General features: G+C 70.9%; 17 protein-coding genes. 8 read left to right on the top strand and 9 right to left on the bottom strand.

The window, feature by feature from the left end; genetic code table 11:
• Positions 1-6: 6 nt before the first annotated feature.
• Both VM938_00910 and VM938_00915 read left to right on the top strand, forming a co-directional pair.
• Positions 7-1,080: a TIGR00730 family Rossman fold protein gene (locus VM938_00910; protein ID HVF73578.1), complete on the top strand. Its 1,074-nt coding sequence runs from the start codon at positions 7-9 to the stop codon at positions 1,078-1,080.
• 98 nt (positions 1,081-1,178) lie between these two features.
• Positions 1,179-1,655: a hypothetical protein gene (locus VM938_00915; protein HVF73579.1), complete on the top strand. Its 477-nt coding sequence runs from the start codon at positions 1,179-1,181 to the stop codon at positions 1,653-1,655.
• Positions 1,656-1,734: 79 nt separating this feature from the next.
• Here the strand turns inward: VM938_00915 and VM938_00920 are convergent, their stop codons facing one another.
• The gene (locus tag VM938_00920) at positions 1,735-3,870 is read right to left on the bottom strand and encodes an EAL domain-containing protein (protein HVF73580.1); all 2,136 of its coding nucleotides are present in this window, start codon (positions 3,868-3,870) and stop codon (positions 1,735-1,737) included.
• A gap of 253 nt (positions 3,871-4,123) precedes the next feature.
• Here VM938_00920 and VM938_00925 point away from each other — a divergent pair, with 253 nt between their 5' ends.
• Complete coding sequence (locus VM938_00925; protein HVF73581.1) at positions 4,124-5,959, top strand: MFS transporter; 1,836 nt, start codon at positions 4,124-4,126, stop codon at positions 5,957-5,959.
• Here the strand turns inward: VM938_00925 and VM938_00930 are convergent.
• From VM938_00930 to VM938_00950, 5 genes are read right to left on the bottom strand one after another with little or no spacing between them, the layout of a single operon-like run.
• Positions 5,870-6,298: a pyridoxamine 5'-phosphate oxidase family protein gene (locus VM938_00930; protein ID HVF73582.1), complete on the bottom strand. Its 429-nt coding sequence runs from the start codon at positions 6,296-6,298 to the stop codon at positions 5,870-5,872. The two genes, VM938_00925 and VM938_00930, sit on opposite strands and share 90 nt — an antisense overlap.
• Positions 6,282-6,491: a hypothetical protein gene (locus VM938_00935; protein HVF73583.1), complete on the bottom strand. Its 210-nt coding sequence runs from the start codon at positions 6,489-6,491 to the stop codon at positions 6,282-6,284. The genes VM938_00930 and VM938_00935 overlap by 17 nt, the downstream gene beginning before the upstream one ends.
• Entirely contained in the window at positions 6,481-7,605 is a 1,125-nt protein-coding gene (locus VM938_00940; protein ID HVF73584.1) for a heterodisulfide reductase-related iron-sulfur binding cluster, read from the bottom strand. The genes VM938_00935 and VM938_00940 overlap by 11 nt, the downstream gene beginning before the upstream one ends.
• On the bottom strand, positions 7,602-8,450 hold the full coding sequence (locus VM938_00945; GenBank protein HVF73585.1) for an FAD-binding protein: 849 nt from the start codon (positions 8,448-8,450) through the stop codon (positions 7,602-7,604). The genes VM938_00940 and VM938_00945 overlap by 4 nt, the downstream gene beginning before the upstream one ends.
• Positions 8,441-9,862, bottom strand: a complete 1,422-nt coding sequence (locus VM938_00950; GenBank protein HVF73586.1) for an FAD-linked oxidase C-terminal domain-containing protein — start codon at positions 9,860-9,862, stop codon at positions 8,441-8,443. The genes VM938_00945 and VM938_00950 overlap by 10 nt, the downstream gene beginning before the upstream one ends.
• A gap of 30 nt (positions 9,863-9,892) precedes the next feature.
• Between VM938_00950 and VM938_00955 the strand changes: the two genes are divergently transcribed.
• Genes VM938_00955 through VM938_00965 form a run of 3 tightly spaced genes read left to right on the top strand, consistent with a single transcriptional unit; the run spans position 9,893 to position 12,737 of the window.
• Complete coding sequence (locus VM938_00955; GenBank protein HVF73587.1) at positions 9,893-11,272, top strand: dipeptidase; 1,380 nt, start codon at positions 9,893-9,895, stop codon at positions 11,270-11,272.
• Positions 11,269-11,979 carry a hypothetical protein gene (locus VM938_00960; GenBank protein ID HVF73588.1) on the top strand — a complete coding sequence of 237 codons (711 nt, stop codon included), beginning with the start codon at positions 11,269-11,271 and terminating at the stop codon, positions 11,977-11,979. The genes VM938_00955 and VM938_00960 overlap by 4 nt, the downstream gene beginning before the upstream one ends.
• Positions 11,976-12,737, top strand: coding sequence for a maleylpyruvate isomerase family mycothiol-dependent enzyme (locus VM938_00965; protein ID HVF73589.1), 762 nt, complete (start codon positions 11,976-11,978; stop codon positions 12,735-12,737). The genes VM938_00960 and VM938_00965 overlap by 4 nt, the downstream gene beginning before the upstream one ends.
• A 61-nt stretch (positions 12,738-12,798) precedes the next feature.
• Here VM938_00965 and VM938_00970 read toward each other — a convergent pair whose 3' ends face one another.
• From VM938_00970 to VM938_00980, 3 genes are read right to left on the bottom strand one after another with little or no spacing between them, the layout of a single operon-like run.
• Positions 12,799-13,860: an ATPase, T2SS/T4P/T4SS family gene (locus tag VM938_00970; GenBank protein HVF73590.1), complete on the bottom strand. Its 1,062-nt coding sequence runs from the start codon at positions 13,858-13,860 to the stop codon at positions 12,799-12,801.
• A 48-nt stretch (positions 13,861-13,908) separates the two neighbouring features.
• Positions 13,909-15,006, bottom strand: coding sequence for a hypothetical protein (locus VM938_00975; protein HVF73591.1), 1,098 nt, complete (start codon positions 15,004-15,006; stop codon positions 13,909-13,911).
• 11 nt (positions 15,007-15,017) lie between these two features.
• A complete protein-coding gene (locus tag VM938_00980) occupies positions 15,018-15,194 on the bottom strand; it encodes a hypothetical protein (GenBank protein HVF73592.1) in 177 nt (58 codons plus the stop codon).
• Positions 15,195-15,290: 96 nt separating this feature from the next.
• Here VM938_00980 and VM938_00985 point away from each other — a divergent pair, with 96 nt between their 5' ends.
• Positions 15,291-15,509: a hypothetical protein gene (locus VM938_00985; protein HVF73593.1), complete on the top strand. Its 219-nt coding sequence runs from the start codon at positions 15,291-15,293 to the stop codon at positions 15,507-15,509.
• Between the two features lie 20 nt (positions 15,510-15,529).
• A complete protein-coding gene (locus VM938_00990) occupies positions 15,530-16,078 on the top strand; it encodes a DUF6338 family protein (GenBank protein HVF73594.1) in 549 nt (182 codons plus the stop codon).
• Positions 16,079-16,086 lie beyond the last annotated feature (8 nt).

The following is a 16,086-nucleotide window of genomic DNA, read 5'->3' on the forward strand; positions in this document are numbered from 1 at the left end:
AGCACGATGAGCGACCGCCTCCCCCGTTACCGCACGGGCGACGACGCCCTCGACGCCAAGCTGGTCGAACTGCTCGATGCCGCGGGCGCCGAGCGCGACCGCGACCAGCTGTTCGAGATCCTGGTGACCGGGCTGCGCCTGGCCACCGACGACGTCGCCCGCCTCGACCTCAAGATCGTCAACGCCGCCCTCAAGGAGATGCGCGAGGCGTTCAAGGTCTTCGCCCCCTACCGCGACGTCCCCAAGGTCACCATGTTCGGCTCGGCCCGCACCCTGCCCGAGGACCCGCTGTACGCCCAGGCCCGCGACCTGGCCGCCGCCCTGGCCGCCCGCCACTGGATGGTGGTCACCGGCGCAGGCCCGGGCATCATGGCGGCGGGCCTGGAAGGGGCCGGCCGCGAAGCCTCCATCGGCGTCAACATTCGCCTCCCCTTCGAGCAAGGGGCCAACGAGTTCATCCTGGGCGACCCCAAGCTCGTGGAGATGAAGTACTTCTTCACCCGCAAGCTCATGCTGGTCAAGGAGTCCGACGGCTTCGTCGCCCTGCCCGGCGGGTTCGGCACCCTCGACGAGGCGCTCGAACTGCTCACCCTGGTGCAGACGGGCAAGGCCGATCCCGTGCCGATCGTCCTGCTCGAAGTCCCGGGCGGCACCTACTGGCAGGCGTTCCAGCGGTTCATGGACCAAGAGGTGGGTGAACGGGGGCTCATCTCGGCCGACGACCGCGACCTGTACTTCATCACCGACGACGTGCAGGAAGCGGCCGACGAAATCCTCGGCTTCTACCGCAACTACCACTCCCGTCGCTTCGTGCGCGACGAGTTGGTCATCCGCCTTCGGGCCCAGCCCACCGACGAAGAAGTCGCCGTCCTCGACGAGGAGTTCGCCGACATCTGCACGGAAGGCGGCTTTCGCGCCACAGCCGCGCTGCCCCCCGAGGTGTCGACGCACGACCACGTCGAACTCCCCCGCATCGCCTTCAAGTTCGACCTCATGCACCACGGGCGGCTGCGCCAGCTCATCGACCGTGTCAATCGATTCTCAAGTGCGCCGCCGCCAGGGTCGATGCCTGAACGGTGAAAACGTGTGAGGGCTGCGGCATGCCGGCGCCGAGCAGCACCCGTCGATGCGGGTACTGCGAGCGCCCCTTCGCTGTAGTCGGACCGGTCGCATATCGGTTGAGCGCCGTCGGTGACGGCTTCCGGTGGACGATCGACGGCGAAGAGGTGGCCACGGCCACCCACCACGAGGGCAACTGGGACGTCTTCGACCTCGAAGGCACGCGCCCGGCGCTGACCCTCGTGCCCGTCGAAGTCGACGGCAGCACCCGGGTCGCCCTGGTCGACCACCGCAGCCGGCTGGTCGCCACCTTCGCCCCCGACGAGCGCGAGGGCAATGGCATCGGCGTCATCCGTGACGGCTACGACCGCATCCTCATGCTGGTGCGGGGCGACGGCCCCACCGGGATCCACGTGATCGACTCGTTGGGCAACGTGTTGGCGCTCGCCAGCCGGTTCAACGACGACGAGCGCGCCGGGCTCGACGTGCTCGTGCTCTCAGGCTCTACCGACCCCAACGCGGGCGCCCTCCTGGTGCTCGGCGTCAGCCTCCTCATGGAGCTGGTCCGGGTCGGCGCCCTCCGCCGCGCCGCCTGAGCCACCCCCTCTCCGTTCTGGCCTGTCATTCGCGCCGCATGCGGCGCGAATGACAGGCCAGAACCGATTTGTGGGGGCGTCAGCCGCGGGCGCCCTGGGCTTCGCCCAGTCGGAGGCAGACTTCCTCGACGCTGGGCAACGTGCCCACCGGGTCGGGCGACGAGGGCTCGGCGGCGATGGGTACCGACGCCAGCCACGACGCCAGCTCGTCGGCGGGCTTGGGCTTGCACAGGTAGTAGCCCTGGGCGACGTCGCAGCCCAGCGCCACCAGACGGGCCCACGCCTCTTCGGTCTCCACGCCCTCGGCGACGACCCGCAGCCCCAACGACCGGGCCAGCCCGATGGTCGAGCGCACGATGAGGGCGTCGCTTTCGTCGGACGTGATGTTCATCACGAACGACTTGTCGATCTTGATCTCGGTCACCGGCAGCCGCTTGAGGTACGCCAGCGACGAGTAACCCACGCCGAAGTCGTCGAGCGACAGCCCCACCCCGAGCGACGACAGCCGAGCCAGCACCGTCATGGCCCGCAGCGGGTCGGCCATGATCACGCTCTCGGTGATCTCCAACTCCAGCATGCGGGATTCGATGCCCCACTTGTCGAGCAGCTCGGCCACCTCGTCGGCGAACGAGGGGTCGTAGAGGTTGCGCACCGACAGGTTGACGGCCACCCCCAGGCGCAACCCGTCGTCCTGCCACGCCCGGCACTGGGCCAGCGACTGGTCGAGCACCCACAGGGTGAGCGTGCGGATCAGCCCGGTGTGCTCGGCCAAGGGGATGAACTCGTCGGGCGGGACGAGCCCGTGTTCGGCATGCTCCCAGCGCACCAGCGCCTCCACGCCCCGGATGCCGCCGGTGCGCATGTCGGCCTTGGGCTGGTAGTGCACGACGAGGTTGCCCTCTTCGATCCCCCGCCGCAGCTCGCCCAGCAAGGCCAAGCGCCGCGGGCTGTGGCGGTCGCGGTCGGCGTGGTACACCTCGTAGCCGCCCCGGCTCTCCTTGGCCACGTACATGGCCACGTCGGCCCGCTGCATGAGGGTGTCGACCGTGTGCCCGTGCTCGGGGAACAGGGCGATGCCGATCGAGGCCTCGATGTCGAAGTTCCACCCCTTGAGGACGAAGGGCTCCTCCAGCACGCTCACGATCTTGCGGGCCACCTGCGCAGCGGCGGCCTCGCCGGCCACGGTGGGCAGGAGGATGGCGAACTCGTCGCCGCCCAGGCGGGCGATGGTGTCGCCCTCTCGCAGCGTCGACTGCAGGCGGGCGCCCACCTGCTGCAGCAACAGGTCGCCGATGTGGTGGCCCAAGGTGTCGTTGACGTCCTTGAACCGGTCGAGGTCGAGGATCATCACCGCAGCGGGCACGTCGGTGCGCTTGCCGTTGATCACCGCTTGGTGCACCCGGTCGCGGAACAGGCGCCGGTTGGGCAGGTTGGTCAGCGCGTCGTGCAACGCCTGGTGGCGCTCCATCGACACCGAAGCCGACGAGTACACCGCCACCATGGGCAGGGCGAACAACGGCACCAGCACCAGGCTGAACTCGGCGCTCACCACCACGACGGGCGCCAGCCCGAGGAGGATGGCGGCGATGGTGGCCTGGAACAGCAAGTCGTGGCGCAGGTACTCCAGCACCGGTGTCTCCTGGGCCAAGGCCAGCGCCACGCCGGTAACGGCGTTGTTCACCACGAAGTAGACGACGCCCGCGGCGAGGATGCCGAGCAGGTCGGCGGGCAGGAACGCTGTCGTCGTCGTGCGGGGCACGTCGACCAGCAGTTGCAACGCCAGCGCCGAGGCCGACAGCGACAGCGCGTACTGCGAGACGTTGAAGAACGACTTCCACCACGGCTTGCGCCGCAGCAGCGCAGGGACGAGCGCGGCGAGGGTTCGCACCACCAGCGCGGGCCCAAGGCCCGCGGTCAGCAGGATGGCGAAGGTGAACGTCGCCGAGGTGACGATTTCCTCTTGTTCGTCACGGCGGGGAATGCGGATGGGCCGCAAGTCGCCGAGGAGGACGAAGGCGGCGAACACCAGCAGCGGGCCGAGGTGCGGCGACACCGGCTGCGAGAACCCGCGCCAGGCGCCGAGGACCAACACCGCCGATCCCACCGCGGTGACCGCGTGGACGTAACGGCGCACACCCGACAGCGACAGCACATGGGCGACACGCGGCCGCCCGTTCCGTTCCAAGGGAACGTCGGCCGCTTGCAGGGCGCGCACCGCTACCACTGACGATCTGCGCCGAGGACCACTACCAGCGTGGCCAAGGTGCCAAGCGTGCAGCCGGCGCGCACGAGGCGAGCACGAAGTCTGTTCATACCGTCACCTCCTCTCTTCCTGCCCGACCCCGGGAGGTGGGCCTGCACAGGTCATTTCGACCCGTCCGTCCGTTTCCTTGAGAGGAAATGACTAGTTCTTTCGGACTAAGGGTCCATGGCCTGCCTGCCGATACTTCTCTGTGCTCTTCGGGGTCATGGCCGTGTGCATCTTGACGGTGCCGTTGGCCGGTGGACGCCTACTGGAGTTCGCAGGCCTGCGCTTCCGCCACCCCGAGCTCCTCTTCGCCGCCTTCGGCGTGCAGTTCGCCATCTTCAAGCTGTGGCGCCACGAGCCCGAGTGGTTCGACCCGCTGCTCTACGGCGGCTCCTACGCGCTCGGCCTTGCCTTCCTGGCCCTCAACCGCAAGGTGCCCGGCCTGTGGCTGGTAGCCATCGGGGCCGCCTGCAACGCCGCGGCCATCGCCGCCAACGGCGGCGTCATGCCCGGCTCGGTCGACGCCTTCAATGCCGCCGGGTTGGTCCCCTCGCCCGACCACTTCGTGAACTCCCGGGCGGTGGAAGGCGCCCACCTGCTGTTCCTGGGCGACGTGTTCGCCGTGCCCGACTGGCTACCCATCCACAACGTGTTCAGCCTGGGCGACCTGCTCATCGTGCTGGGGGCCTTCGTCGGGCTCCACCGCATCAGCGGGTCGCGGCTGCTGCCGTCAGGGAGCGGGCAGTTCAGCGAGCTGGTGCACGAGCGCAACTTCATGCGGCTGTGGCTGGCCCAGGCCGTGTCGAACCAGGGCGACTGGGTCTACTCGCTCGGTGTCGTCGCCAGCCTGGCCAAGCAGGACGCCGGGGCGGGCACGCTCGCTGTGCTCGTCGTCATGCAGGCTGCACCCCGGGCGGTGGCGGGCGCCTTCGGCGGGCCGTTGGTCGACCGCCTGCACCGTAAGCAGTTGATGATCGTGGCCGACTTGGTGCGAGCGGGCGCGGTGGCATCGCTGTTGCTCACCGACACACCGCGGCTGGGGCACCTCTACGCGGTGGCGGCCTGCCTCGGACTGTTCGCCGCCCTCTTCCAGCCGAGCCTGCAAGCCTCGATCCCCAACGTGGTGCCGCCCCATCGCCTGGTGGCAGCCAACGCGTTGGTGTCGGTCACCTTCCAGTTGGCGGTCATGGTCGGCCCGGTGGTGGGCGCGCTGCTGGTGGCCCACGTCGGGCTCGGCACCGCCTTCGCCGTGAACGCGCTGTCGTTCGTGGTGTCGGGGGTGCTGGTCGCCTCGATGCGCCTGCCCGACCACCGCACCACTGCGCCCAGTTCGTCGCCAATCGAAGACCTGCGCGAGGGGTTCCGGTACGTGCGCTCCACGCCGACCGTGCGCGGCGTGCTGCTCGTCACCGGCTTGGTCATGTTCGCCGCCGCCATCCGTGGCCCGCTGGAACCGCTGTTCCTGCTGCGGGTGCTCGACGCCGACATCGCCACCTTGGGACTGCCTGCGGCCATCTGGGGCCTGGGCATGCTGCTGGGCTCGTCGGCCGCGCCCGCCGCCGCTCGGGCCTGGTCGCGCGAACGGCTGCTCACCGTCAGCATCTGCGTGGTGGGCATCGCCGTGCTGGGGGCGTCGCAGGTGCACGTGCTGTCGTCGCTGCTGTGCCTGTGGCTGCTGGCCGGTTCCGGCAATGCCATCGGCACCGTCGCCTACCAGTCGCTGCTCCAGCAACGCACGCCCGACAGCTTGCGGGGCCGCACCATGGCGGCCTCGGAGATGGTGCTCGACCTCGCCTACCTGGGCGGCGTCTCGGTGGCCGGCTGGCTGGGCAGCCAACTCGGGCTGCGCTTCGCCCTGGGTGTGTCGGGCTCGATCTTCCTCACCGCGGCGGTGACCAGCCACCTGGTGCTGGGCAGTGGGCACAAGGCCCCCGCCTCGCGCCTGCGCACCGTGCCGCGGCCGCCGCTAGTACCGCTTGCGCGTGGTGACATCCTCGCCGGGCCGCCACCACTGGATGACCAGGTGGTCGAGCGGCTCGCCGGGGCGCAGCAATGACACCTCGGTGATGTCGACGTGCCACCGGTCGTGGGGATCGTCGTTCACCAGCACCGCTCGCCCGGCGACCTTGGCGTCACCGTCTTTGACCTCTTTGTCGACGCTCGCTGCGTGCAACGCCAGCCGCGGGTCGCGCCGGAGGTCTGCTCCCTTGCGCGAGCCCGCCATCATGCCCAGCACCAGCTCGCCGTCCTCGAAGGTGGGCTCGACGCCGGTGATGCGCGGCGAGCCGTCCGTGCGCAAGGTGGCCAGGAAGGCGAGGCCGGTGGCCTCGAACCGCGCTCGCACCAAGGCGGCGAGCTCGGGGGCAGCCGCCTCGACGTCAGCCCAACTCGTCATGCGAATCAGGCTCGCGCAGGATGGCGGCCGCCTTCTCGACGGCTCGACGAGCGCGCGTCAGGCGCTTCTCGTCGACGGGCAACTCGTTGCCCCCTGCGTCGATCGACTCCCGCAGCCGGGCGATGGCCAAATCGGCCAACTCCTCGGCGATGCCTTCCAACCGACCTCGTATCTCGTCGAACTCACCGGCCATTGCGCAGCACCTCGTCCACGATCTCCAACGGGTGCCTGACGGTAAGGCCTGCGGCGGCCAGGTGCATGGCACACCCGGGGTTGGCCGAGGCCACCACGGGAGCGCCGGTGCGCTGCACGGCGGCCACCTTGCGATCGCGGATGGCGCCCGCCATCTCCGCGTGCTGCGCGGCGTAGGCGCCGCCCGCGCCGCAGCACAAGCCGTCGTCGTCGAGCTCGGCCAGCTCGGCGTAGAGGCCGAGCACCATGCGCACCGCGTCGTGGGCGCCCTGCACATGGCGCAAGTGGCACGGGTCCTGCACGGCCACCCGCCGGCGGAAGTGGCCTGTGGGCAGCTTGTCGACGCGAGGTGCCAGCCACTCGTGCACGTCGAGCACCCGAGCGGAGAACTCCCGCGCCGCCTTGCTGCCCAGCAGGTGCCCGTAGTCCTTCAGGGCGGCGCCGCAGCCCGCCGAGTCGACGAGGATCGGGGCCTCGCCGGGCATGGCCGCCATGGTGCGTTCGGCCAGGCGCCGGGCGTCGGCCTTGAGGCCCGCGTGCACGTGCAAGGCGCCGCAACAGGCGGCCTCGGAGACGGCGACGCCCGCGCCCGCAGCCTCCAGCACCCGCTTGACCGCGGCGTGGGTGTCGCGCATCCAGGCGTCCATGACGCAGCCGGTAAAGAGCCACACGTCGGTGCCGCTGGATTCCAGCACGGGCCGACGGAGCGGGAGCCGGGGCAGGCCGAAGCGACGAGGCACCAGGCCGAACCGTTGGGCCACGGCCAGTGCCGTGCTCAGGGCCAGGAGGAGCCGGTGGTAGCCCAGCACGGCGTACGCCACACGCCGCCACCACGGCTGGCCGACGGCCTCACGAGCACCTTCCATGAGCCTGCCGAACGGCACCGACGACGGGCAGGCCACTTCGCAGCCCCGGCACTGCACGCACAAGTCCATATACGTCTCGAACTCGGCGCCCGGCGCGGCGCCGTCCCACTGCACCGCTCGCATGGCGCCGATCCGGCCGCGGGGCGATGCCGACTCGTCGCCGGTGACGCGGTAGGTCGGGCAGTGCGGCAGGCACAGCCCGCAGGCCACGCACGAGGCGAGGTCGGCATCGTCGAGGCGCAGCTTCATGCCACTCTCCTTCCCGGGTTGAGCCGGCCCGTGGGGTCGAACAGTTCCTTCACCCGGGCGTGCAGGTCGGGGCGGTCGGGCGCGGCAAGCGGTGGCGGGTCGTGCAGGTGGACGGTGCCGACGCCGAGCTCGGCGACAAATCGGCCGGTGAGCATGGGCAGCTTGGACGGACGCAGCGAGCGCCGGTAGCGGGGCAGCGCCGGTGGTCCTTCGACTTCGTCCCATCCGAGGGCGATGTCGACCGGGTGCCCTTCGAGCAGCACCCAACTGGTGCCGCCGTCCCACAGCACCGCGGACGGGCGATGGAGCGTGCGGTGGTCGACCAGGCCCTCGCGTCGGTACCACTTCGATGCCTTGGGCGTGGGTTGCACCCGCAGCACCACTTCGGCCAGCACGCCGATGGTTCCCAGCGAACCGACGAGCAGGCGGCAAAGGTCGAAGCCGCTGACGTTCTTGACCACCGGACCGCCCGCCTTCACCAGCCGCCCGTCGGCCGTCACGAACCGGGCTTCGAGCAGGGTGTCGCGCACCGGCCCGTACCGCAGGCGACGCAGGCCCGACTGCCCGACTGCCAACACGCCGCCGACGGTGGCGTCAGCGGAACGGGGATCGAGCGGCACCATCTGGCCGTGCTCGGTGAGCGCGGCGTCGAGCTCTGCCATGGTCGTGCCCGCCCGCACGCGCACCGTCATCTCGGCGGGCTCGTAGGCGACGATGCCTGAGGGCGCCTTGACCTCCCGGGCGTCGGGGTCGGGCGCGCCGCCGACGTCCCACTGGGTGCGGCTCCCGACGGGCACGACGGGGCCGTCGGCGCCCACCTCGGCGGCGAAGGCGGTCAGATCCATGCGCCCTCCGGGACCCGTTGCAGGTCGCCGCACCGGGCGCCCGCGGGCAGCACCTTGGCCGGGTTGCAGACGCCGTCGGGGTCGAAGACCTCGCGGGCGCGGGCTTGGGCGTCGAGGTCGTCGGGCCCGAAGAGCAGGCTCATGTAGTCGCGTTTCTCCAAGCCGATGCCGTGTTCCCCCGACAGCACGCCGCCCACGGCGATGCACGCTTCGAGGATCTCCGTCCCCGCGGCGTGCACCCGTTCCATGGCCCCGGGTTCCCGGCGGTCGAAGACGATGAGCGGGTGGAGGTTGCCGTCGCCCGCGTGGAAGACGTTCATCATCACCAGGCGGTGGCGGGCGCCGATCTCGTAGACCTTGTTCATCACCTCCACCAGCCGGGTGCGAGGCACCACGGTGTCGTGCAGGTAGTAGTTGGGGGCGATGCGGGCGATGGCGCCGAAGGCCGACTTGCGGCCTTTCCAGAGCAGGGCGCGCTCGGTCAGGTCGGCGGCCACCCGGATGGTGCGGGCACCGTTGGCCCGGCACACATCGGCCACCGCGGCGGCGTCGGCTTCGGTGCCCGCGGGCCGGCCGTCGACCTCGACCAGGAGGATGGCGGCGGCGTCGAGGGGGAAGCCTGCGTGCACGTAGGCCTCGACCGCTTTGGTGATCTCGGCGTCCATCATCTCCAGTGCGGCAGGCACGATGCCCGCGGCGATGATCCCGCTCACCGCGGCGGCGGCGTCCTCCACCGACGTGAAGTCGGCCAGCAGCGTGCGCACCGTGGACGGCACCGGGGTGAGGCGAACGGCGATGCGGGTGGCGATGCCCATGGTGCCTTCGCTGCCGACGAACAGGCCGCGTAGGTCGTAGCCGGGCGGGTCGGGGTCGAGGCCGCCGAGCATGGCCAGGGAACCGTCGGGCAGCACCACCTCGATGGCGAGGACGTGGGCGCTGGTGACGCCGTAGGCCAAGCAGTGCGGGCCGCCGGAGTTGTTGGCCACGTTGCCGCCGACCGAGCACGACTGCTGGCTCGACGGGTCGGGGGCGAAGTGCAGGCCAAGGTGGGCGACGGCGCGTGACAGGTCGAGGTTGAGGACGCCGGGCTCCACCCACGCCATTCGGTCCTCGACGTCGAAGTCGAGGATGCGGTTCATGCGGGTGGTCACGATGACCACGGGATCGCCCACCGGCACGGCCCCGCCCGCCAAGCCGGTGCCCGAGCCGCGGGGGACGATCGGATGGCCGTGGGCGCGGGCGATGCGCACCGCCGCCTGCACCTCGGCCGTCGACTCCGGGAAGCACACGGCGGCCGGTGTGCCTTCGAGCACCGACGCGTCACGGCCGTAGAGCGTCATGGCCAGCGGCTCGGCCCGCACCCGCGCCGGCGCCAGCGCGGCTTCGAGGTCGGCGACCAGTGCGGACGGCACAGCGTCAAGTCTGGCCTACCCTCTGAGGCAATGTCCGACCTGCGCCTCGCCGCTTACGTGGAGGCCGAGCGGGAGCGGATCGTCGACACCCTGTTCGACTTCCTCCGCATCCCCTCCATCTCCGCCCAACCCGAGCACGCGCCCGACGTGCGGCGGTCGGCCGACTTCATGGCGGCCATGCTGCGCGAGGCGGGCATGGAGCACGTCGAGGTGATCGAGACGCCGGGCGCCCCCGCCGTCTACGCCGACTGGCTGCACGCAGGCCCCGACGCCCCCACCGTGCTCGTCTACGGGCACCACGACGTGCAGCCCGTCGACCCCCTCGACGAATGGCGCTCTCCCCCGTTCGAGCCGGTGATCGTCGACGGCGAGTGCCTGGCCCGGGGCGCCATCGACGACAAGGGCCAGATGGCCTACGAGATCGAGGCGGCCCGAGGCCTGCTGCAACTCGAGGGCCGCCTGCCCGTCAACCTCAAGTTCCTCGTCGAGGGCGAAGAAGAGGTGGGCAGCCCCAACTTCGAGCCACTGCTGGTGGCCGAGCGCGATCGCTTCGCCTGCGACGTGGCCGTCGTCTCCGACACCGGCATGTGGTCGCTCGACGTGCCGTCCACCACCGTGGGCATGCGGGGCCTTGTGGCCTTCGATGTGCAGGTGCGCACCGCGGACATCGACCTGCACTCCGGCTTGTTCGGCGGCGCCGTGCTCAACCCGGCCCACCTGCTGGCCCGCATCGTCACGGCCCTGCACGACGACGACGGCCGCGTCACCCTGCCCGGCTTCTACGACGACGTGCGGCCGTTGACCGCGGCCGAAGAGGAGTCGCTGCGGGCGCTCCCCTTCGACGAGGACGAGTGGAAGCGCCAGGGCGGCATCCGGGTGACCGAAGGCGAGGCGGGCCGCTCGGTGCTCGAGCGCACATGGACCCGGCCCACGTGCGACGTGGTCGGCCTGTCGTCGGGCTACGCAGGCGAGGGCATCAAGACCATCGTGGCCGCCACCGGGCGCCTCAAGGTGAGCTTCCGCCTGGTGCCCGACCAGCAGCCCGCCAAGGTGATGGCGGCCTTCGAGCAATGGCTGCGGGCTCGCATCCCCGAGGGCGTCGAAGTGGTCGTGCGGCCCGAGGGCTCGGGCGTCGGTCCCGCTCTGACGCCGGTCGACCATCCCGCCGTCGGCGCCCTCTGCCGCACCATCGAGCGGGTCTGGGGCAAGCCGCCCTTGTTCACCCGCAGCGGCGGCAGCGGGCCCGAGGAGGCACTGGGCCGGGTGCTCGACGCACCGGTGATCTTCCTCGGCGTCGGCTTGCCCGACGACCGCATCCATGCTCCCAACGAGCGCATGGTGATGGACCAGTTCTGGAAAGGCCTCCTCGCCGCAGGCGAGCTGTGGCACGAGTTGGGGGAACGGCGATGACGACGCACGAATGGGTGAGCTTCGAGGACCCAGAAGAGGACCGCACCTGGGTCTTCGACGTGACCTTTTTGGCCAGCCCGTGGACCTGCATCTTCGGACGGGGGTGCCAAGGGGTGCTGACCGGCCCGGCGCCCGAGCTGGTGCAGGGGTGCTGTTCCTACGGCGCCCACTTCACCGACATGGACGACGTGAAGCGGGTCGAGGCGGTGGCCGCCACGTTGACCGCCGAGCAGTGGCAGTACCGGGCGCAAGGGCGGCGGCGTGGCGTGTGGCGCGAGACGGTCGACGGCGAGCTGGTGTCGCGGCTGGTCGACGACGCCTGCATCATGCTCAACCGCCCCGGCTTCCCGGGCGGCGCCGGCTGCTCGTTGCACCGCGCTGCCCTCGATCGCGGCGAGCGGCCGCTCGACCTGAAGCCCAACGTGTGCTGGCAGGTGCCGTTGCGGCGGGAGGACACGACTGACGACGCGGGCCATGTCACCTCCACCGTGCGCCAGTGGGACCGCAAGCACTGGGGCGAAGGCGGCGACGAGTTCCACTGGTGGTGCACGGAGTCGCCCGAGGCGTTCGTGGGCGCCGTGCCGGTCTACGCCGAGATGCGCCACGAGCTGGTGGAGCTGACCAGCGAGGCGGCCTACGACATGTTCGTGTCGTACGTGGCCACACGAACCACCACGTTCCTGCCCCACCCGGCGCTGAAGCGATGAACCCGGCGGCCCCCGACGACATCCTGGCCGACTACGAGGCCGAGCAGCAGGCGCTCTACGACGTGCTCCTGGGGCTCAGCGACGAGCAGTGGCGCCTGCCCACGCCTGCCGAAGGGTGGGACGTGCGCGACTCGGTGTCGCACCTGGCCGACACCGAGGAGGTCGCCGTCGACACCATGACCGACGGCCCGCGGTCGTTGAACGTGGAGGCCGCCCGCTACGGCAGCGGCGAGGCCTTCACCGAGGCGGGCTGCGAGCGGGGCCGGACGATGAGCGGTCCCGAGGTGCGGGAGTGGTGGTGGACCGCCGCGGCGCGGTGCCGGACCGAGCTGGCGGCCTTCGACCGCAAGGGGCGGGTGCCGTGGGGGCTCGGCATGGGTTGGCGGGCGTTCGTGACCGCCCGGCTCATGGAGCACTGGGCTCACGGGCTCGACGTGCGCACTGCCGTGGGTGCGGCGGCCGACGACACCGACCGGCTGCGCCACATCGCCTGGATCTGCGTCAACGCCCTGCCGTATGCGTTCCGGGTGGCCGACGTGACGCCGCCTGCTGACCGCACGCTGCGGGTGGAGGTCACCGGCCCGTCAGGCGACATGTGGGCGTTCGGACCCGACGACGCCACCGACCGCGTCACCGGCCCCGCAGGCGAGTGGTGCCGACTGGCGGTGCAGCGCATCACCCGGGCGGAAGCGCCGGGACTGGAGGCCGACGGCCCGCTGGCCGAGCTGGCCCTGTCGCACGCCCGCGCCTTCCTGTAGGCCGAGCGCTTCTGGCACCGAGATCGCGCCCGTGGGGCGGCGATCTCGGTTCCAGAACGGATCACATCAGGCCGCGGGATTCGAGGACGGCCGCGAAGCCGGGCCAGTCGGGGGTTGCGGCCAGGGCCGCCCGTTCGTCGATCGTGCCCGCCTCCAACAGCGAGGCCAGCGCCTGGTTGAGCGTCTGCACCATGGCGGCCCGCAGTTCGACGGGCTCGTCGTTCATGATGGCCGCCTGTACGGCGGGCGTGACCCGCAGCAGCTCGACCGCAGGCACCCGTTCGGCCCCCGCCTTGGCGGGAACGAGCCGGATCGACACCGCCCCCACCAGCGCGCCGGCCAGGGCCAGGCGGGCGTGAGGCTGGTCGTTCTCGGGGTACTGCCCGACGACGGCGGCCACCGCGCTGGGCACGTCGCCCGCCCGCACGCCCGCTATCACCAGGCATCCCGCCTCCGACGCGGCCAGCGCGGCGTCGGCCACGTCACGGCCGTCAATGTCGCCGATGACCACCACGTCGGGGTCCTGGCGCAGCGCCGAGCGCACGCCGAGGGCCACGCCGGGGGTGTCGGTGCCCACTTGGCGCTGGGAGATGGCGGCCAGGTCGTCCTTGTGCAGCACCTCGACGGGGTCCTCCACGGTGACGATGTGGCACGCCCGGGTGTGGTTCACGTGGTCGACCATGGCGGCGAGGGTGGTGGTCACGCCCGCGCCTGCAGGCCCGGCCACCAGCACGAAGCCCCGTTCGACCGAGGCCAACTCCCCCAGCTCAGGCGGTAGGCCCAGCTCGGCGAACGAGCGGGCGGCCATGGTGACCCGGCGCAGGATGAGGGCGATCGAGCCCCGCTGGAGGTAGGCAGCCACCCGGAAGCGGCCAAGCCCGTGGACCGAATAGGTGCACTCGGCCTCGCGGTGCTCGAGGAAATGGTCCTTGGCGCCCGACGTCAGCACGCCCGCCGCCATGGCGTCGATAGTGGCCTTGTCGAGGGCGGGCTCGTCGGGGATGGTGTCGAGGGTGCCCTTGACCCGTAGGCGCGGCGGTGAGCCGACCTTCAGGTGCAGGTCGGTCCCGCCATCCTTCTCGGCCAGGAGCCGGAGGTAGCCGTCCACTCGGTCGTGCGCCATGACTGTGCTTCCACCATCGTCACGCAACGACCGTTGCCTGAGAAGTCCCTATCCGCGGAAGCCCTGCATGCCCGGCCACGAGTCGGCGGCCGTGGTGCGCCAGTCGTACAGGCTGCCGCCCAGGCTCCCCGTGTCGATGGCCGCCTTGCGGTACGCCTCCACGTCGGCAGGCGTGGTGCCCGCGCCCAGGCCGCCAATGGGGTGAACGGGGACATTGGCCCCCAGATGGGCTCGCAGCCGGTCGACGTTCTCCTTGGTGTAGCGGTAGGCGTCGCGGTAGCCGGAGGACTGCTTGCGGTTGGTCCAGTAGCCCATCGTCATCCACACGTCGTAGTGCGGCGCGATGGCCTGGTAGGGAAAGTTGGGCCAGTAGCTGGTGTTGACCACGTCGAGCACGACCGGCGGCAGCACGATGGCCGAGATGGTGCGGCCCGGCAGCGCCTTGCGCAGGGCGGCGCTGAGCTCGACCAGGCGCCGGTTGCGCTCGTTGACGTCCTTCACGTTGCGGGCTTCGATGTCGACGCCGAGGCTGTCGACGTTGTGCAGGGCGGCGATGGCCACCATGCGCTGGAGGTCGCGCTGGAGGTCCTCCAGGGTGGGCAGGTACCACGCCACCACCTTGATGCCACGGGCCTTGGCCCGGTCGAGCATGGGCTGGAGCAGGTCGGGGTCGACGACGTCGGTCGTGCTGTCCCACTTCGAGGCCTGGATGTAGAGCGTCTGCACGCCCCGCTCGGCCATGCGGTCGACGTCGGCGACGCCCACCACCGGCCTGCCGCCGGTGTAGGTGCGGGTCCAGTCGTAGACGTCGACCCACGTGCCCATGCCCCGGTACGGCGCCAGCCCGGCGGGCACGGCCGGGGGGTTCAGGGGCGGCACGCCGAGCGCCGAGGCTGTGGTGCGAGGGCGAGGCGGGGCGGGCTTGGCCGTGGTCGGCGGGGGCGGCGCCGTCGTGGTGGTCGGCGCCACGGTCGTGGTGGTCGACGAGGTGGTGGTCGCCGCCTCGGCCAGCCCGAGGGCGGCCAGGTCAGGGCCGGGGACGGTGGGCTGGGCGGTCGATCGAGGCTCGGCGTGGGTGGCGGCCGCGATCACCGACAGCGCCAGGAGCGCGCCGCATGCCGCCGCCAGTGCCCGCTCGCCCCCCATGAAACGCGGCGTCAGCCGTCGTCCTCGACAAGCTCCTCGTCGTCGGTGGCCAGGCACCACGAGGCGTGGTCGGTGCCAGGCTCGGCGTTGCACTCGGGGCACGGCTCGGAGGAGGTCGGGCGCTCCCCCAAGCTCACTTGCTTGAGTGCGCGGGCCTCTTCGAAGCGGCGATGCCGACCCTTCTTCACGAGCAGCTCCCCGGGTGTCAGAGGTTCCGGTCTTCGAGCGGACAGTGTAGTGGGGCTCGACGGGTGCAGTGACAGCCCGGCGCTAGGGTCGGCGCCATGCCCGACGAGCTCGACGTCGATGCCATGATCCAGCGCTTCCGCGACCGCGCCAAGGCGGTGCGGAACCGTGGCGTGCCGCCGCTGGAAGGCGAGGACCGCAAGCGTTTCATCGAGGCCGCCCGCCTCGACTACATGGACTACGCCATGCTCGGCGACGCCCAGGCCAGCCTGGACGACGGGGTCCTGACGCTGAAAATCGACCTCCGCCCCAAGTAATTCTCATGTAGTCTCATGCTATGCCGGACGGGGTGGAGGCAGTGGCGGTGGCACTGGTGGCGATCGTGCCCGGTGCCACCTACACCTGGAGCTTCGAACGCCAAGCAGGCGCCTTCGGGTTGGCCGCCGTCGACCGCATGCTGCGCTTCCTCACCGCCTCGCTGGCCTTCCACCTGGTACTCGGCTGGCTGGAGTACCTGGCGTGGCGCACGTTGGCCGGCGACCGACTCCTGGCCGGCCAGTTCGCCGTGGTGTGGGCTGCGGCCGTCGTCCTCGTCGGCCTCCCTCTGATCGTCGGATGGACCCTCGGCACGTTGTGGGCGTCGCAGGACACACCTGACCGCCACACTCGACTCCGCCGCATGGCGATGGGACGACGTCCGGATGATCGAGATATTTCCGATGGAGGTCGAGAGATGAAACCGCGCATTCCTGTCGGGACCGTCGGCGGCTACCGCGGCGGCCGAATTCCCGAGGGCATGACAATCCCCGTGCCCACGTCGAAGGGGGCGTCGGTGAATCGTCCGGTGGCGAAGAAGAAGACGGCGAAGAAGAAGTCCGAATCCTGAGCGCGCCG

This window comes from Acidimicrobiales bacterium (genome assembly GCA_035536915.1).
Lineage (GTDB): Bacteria > Actinomycetota > Acidimicrobiia > Acidimicrobiales > JAHWLA01 > JAHWLA01.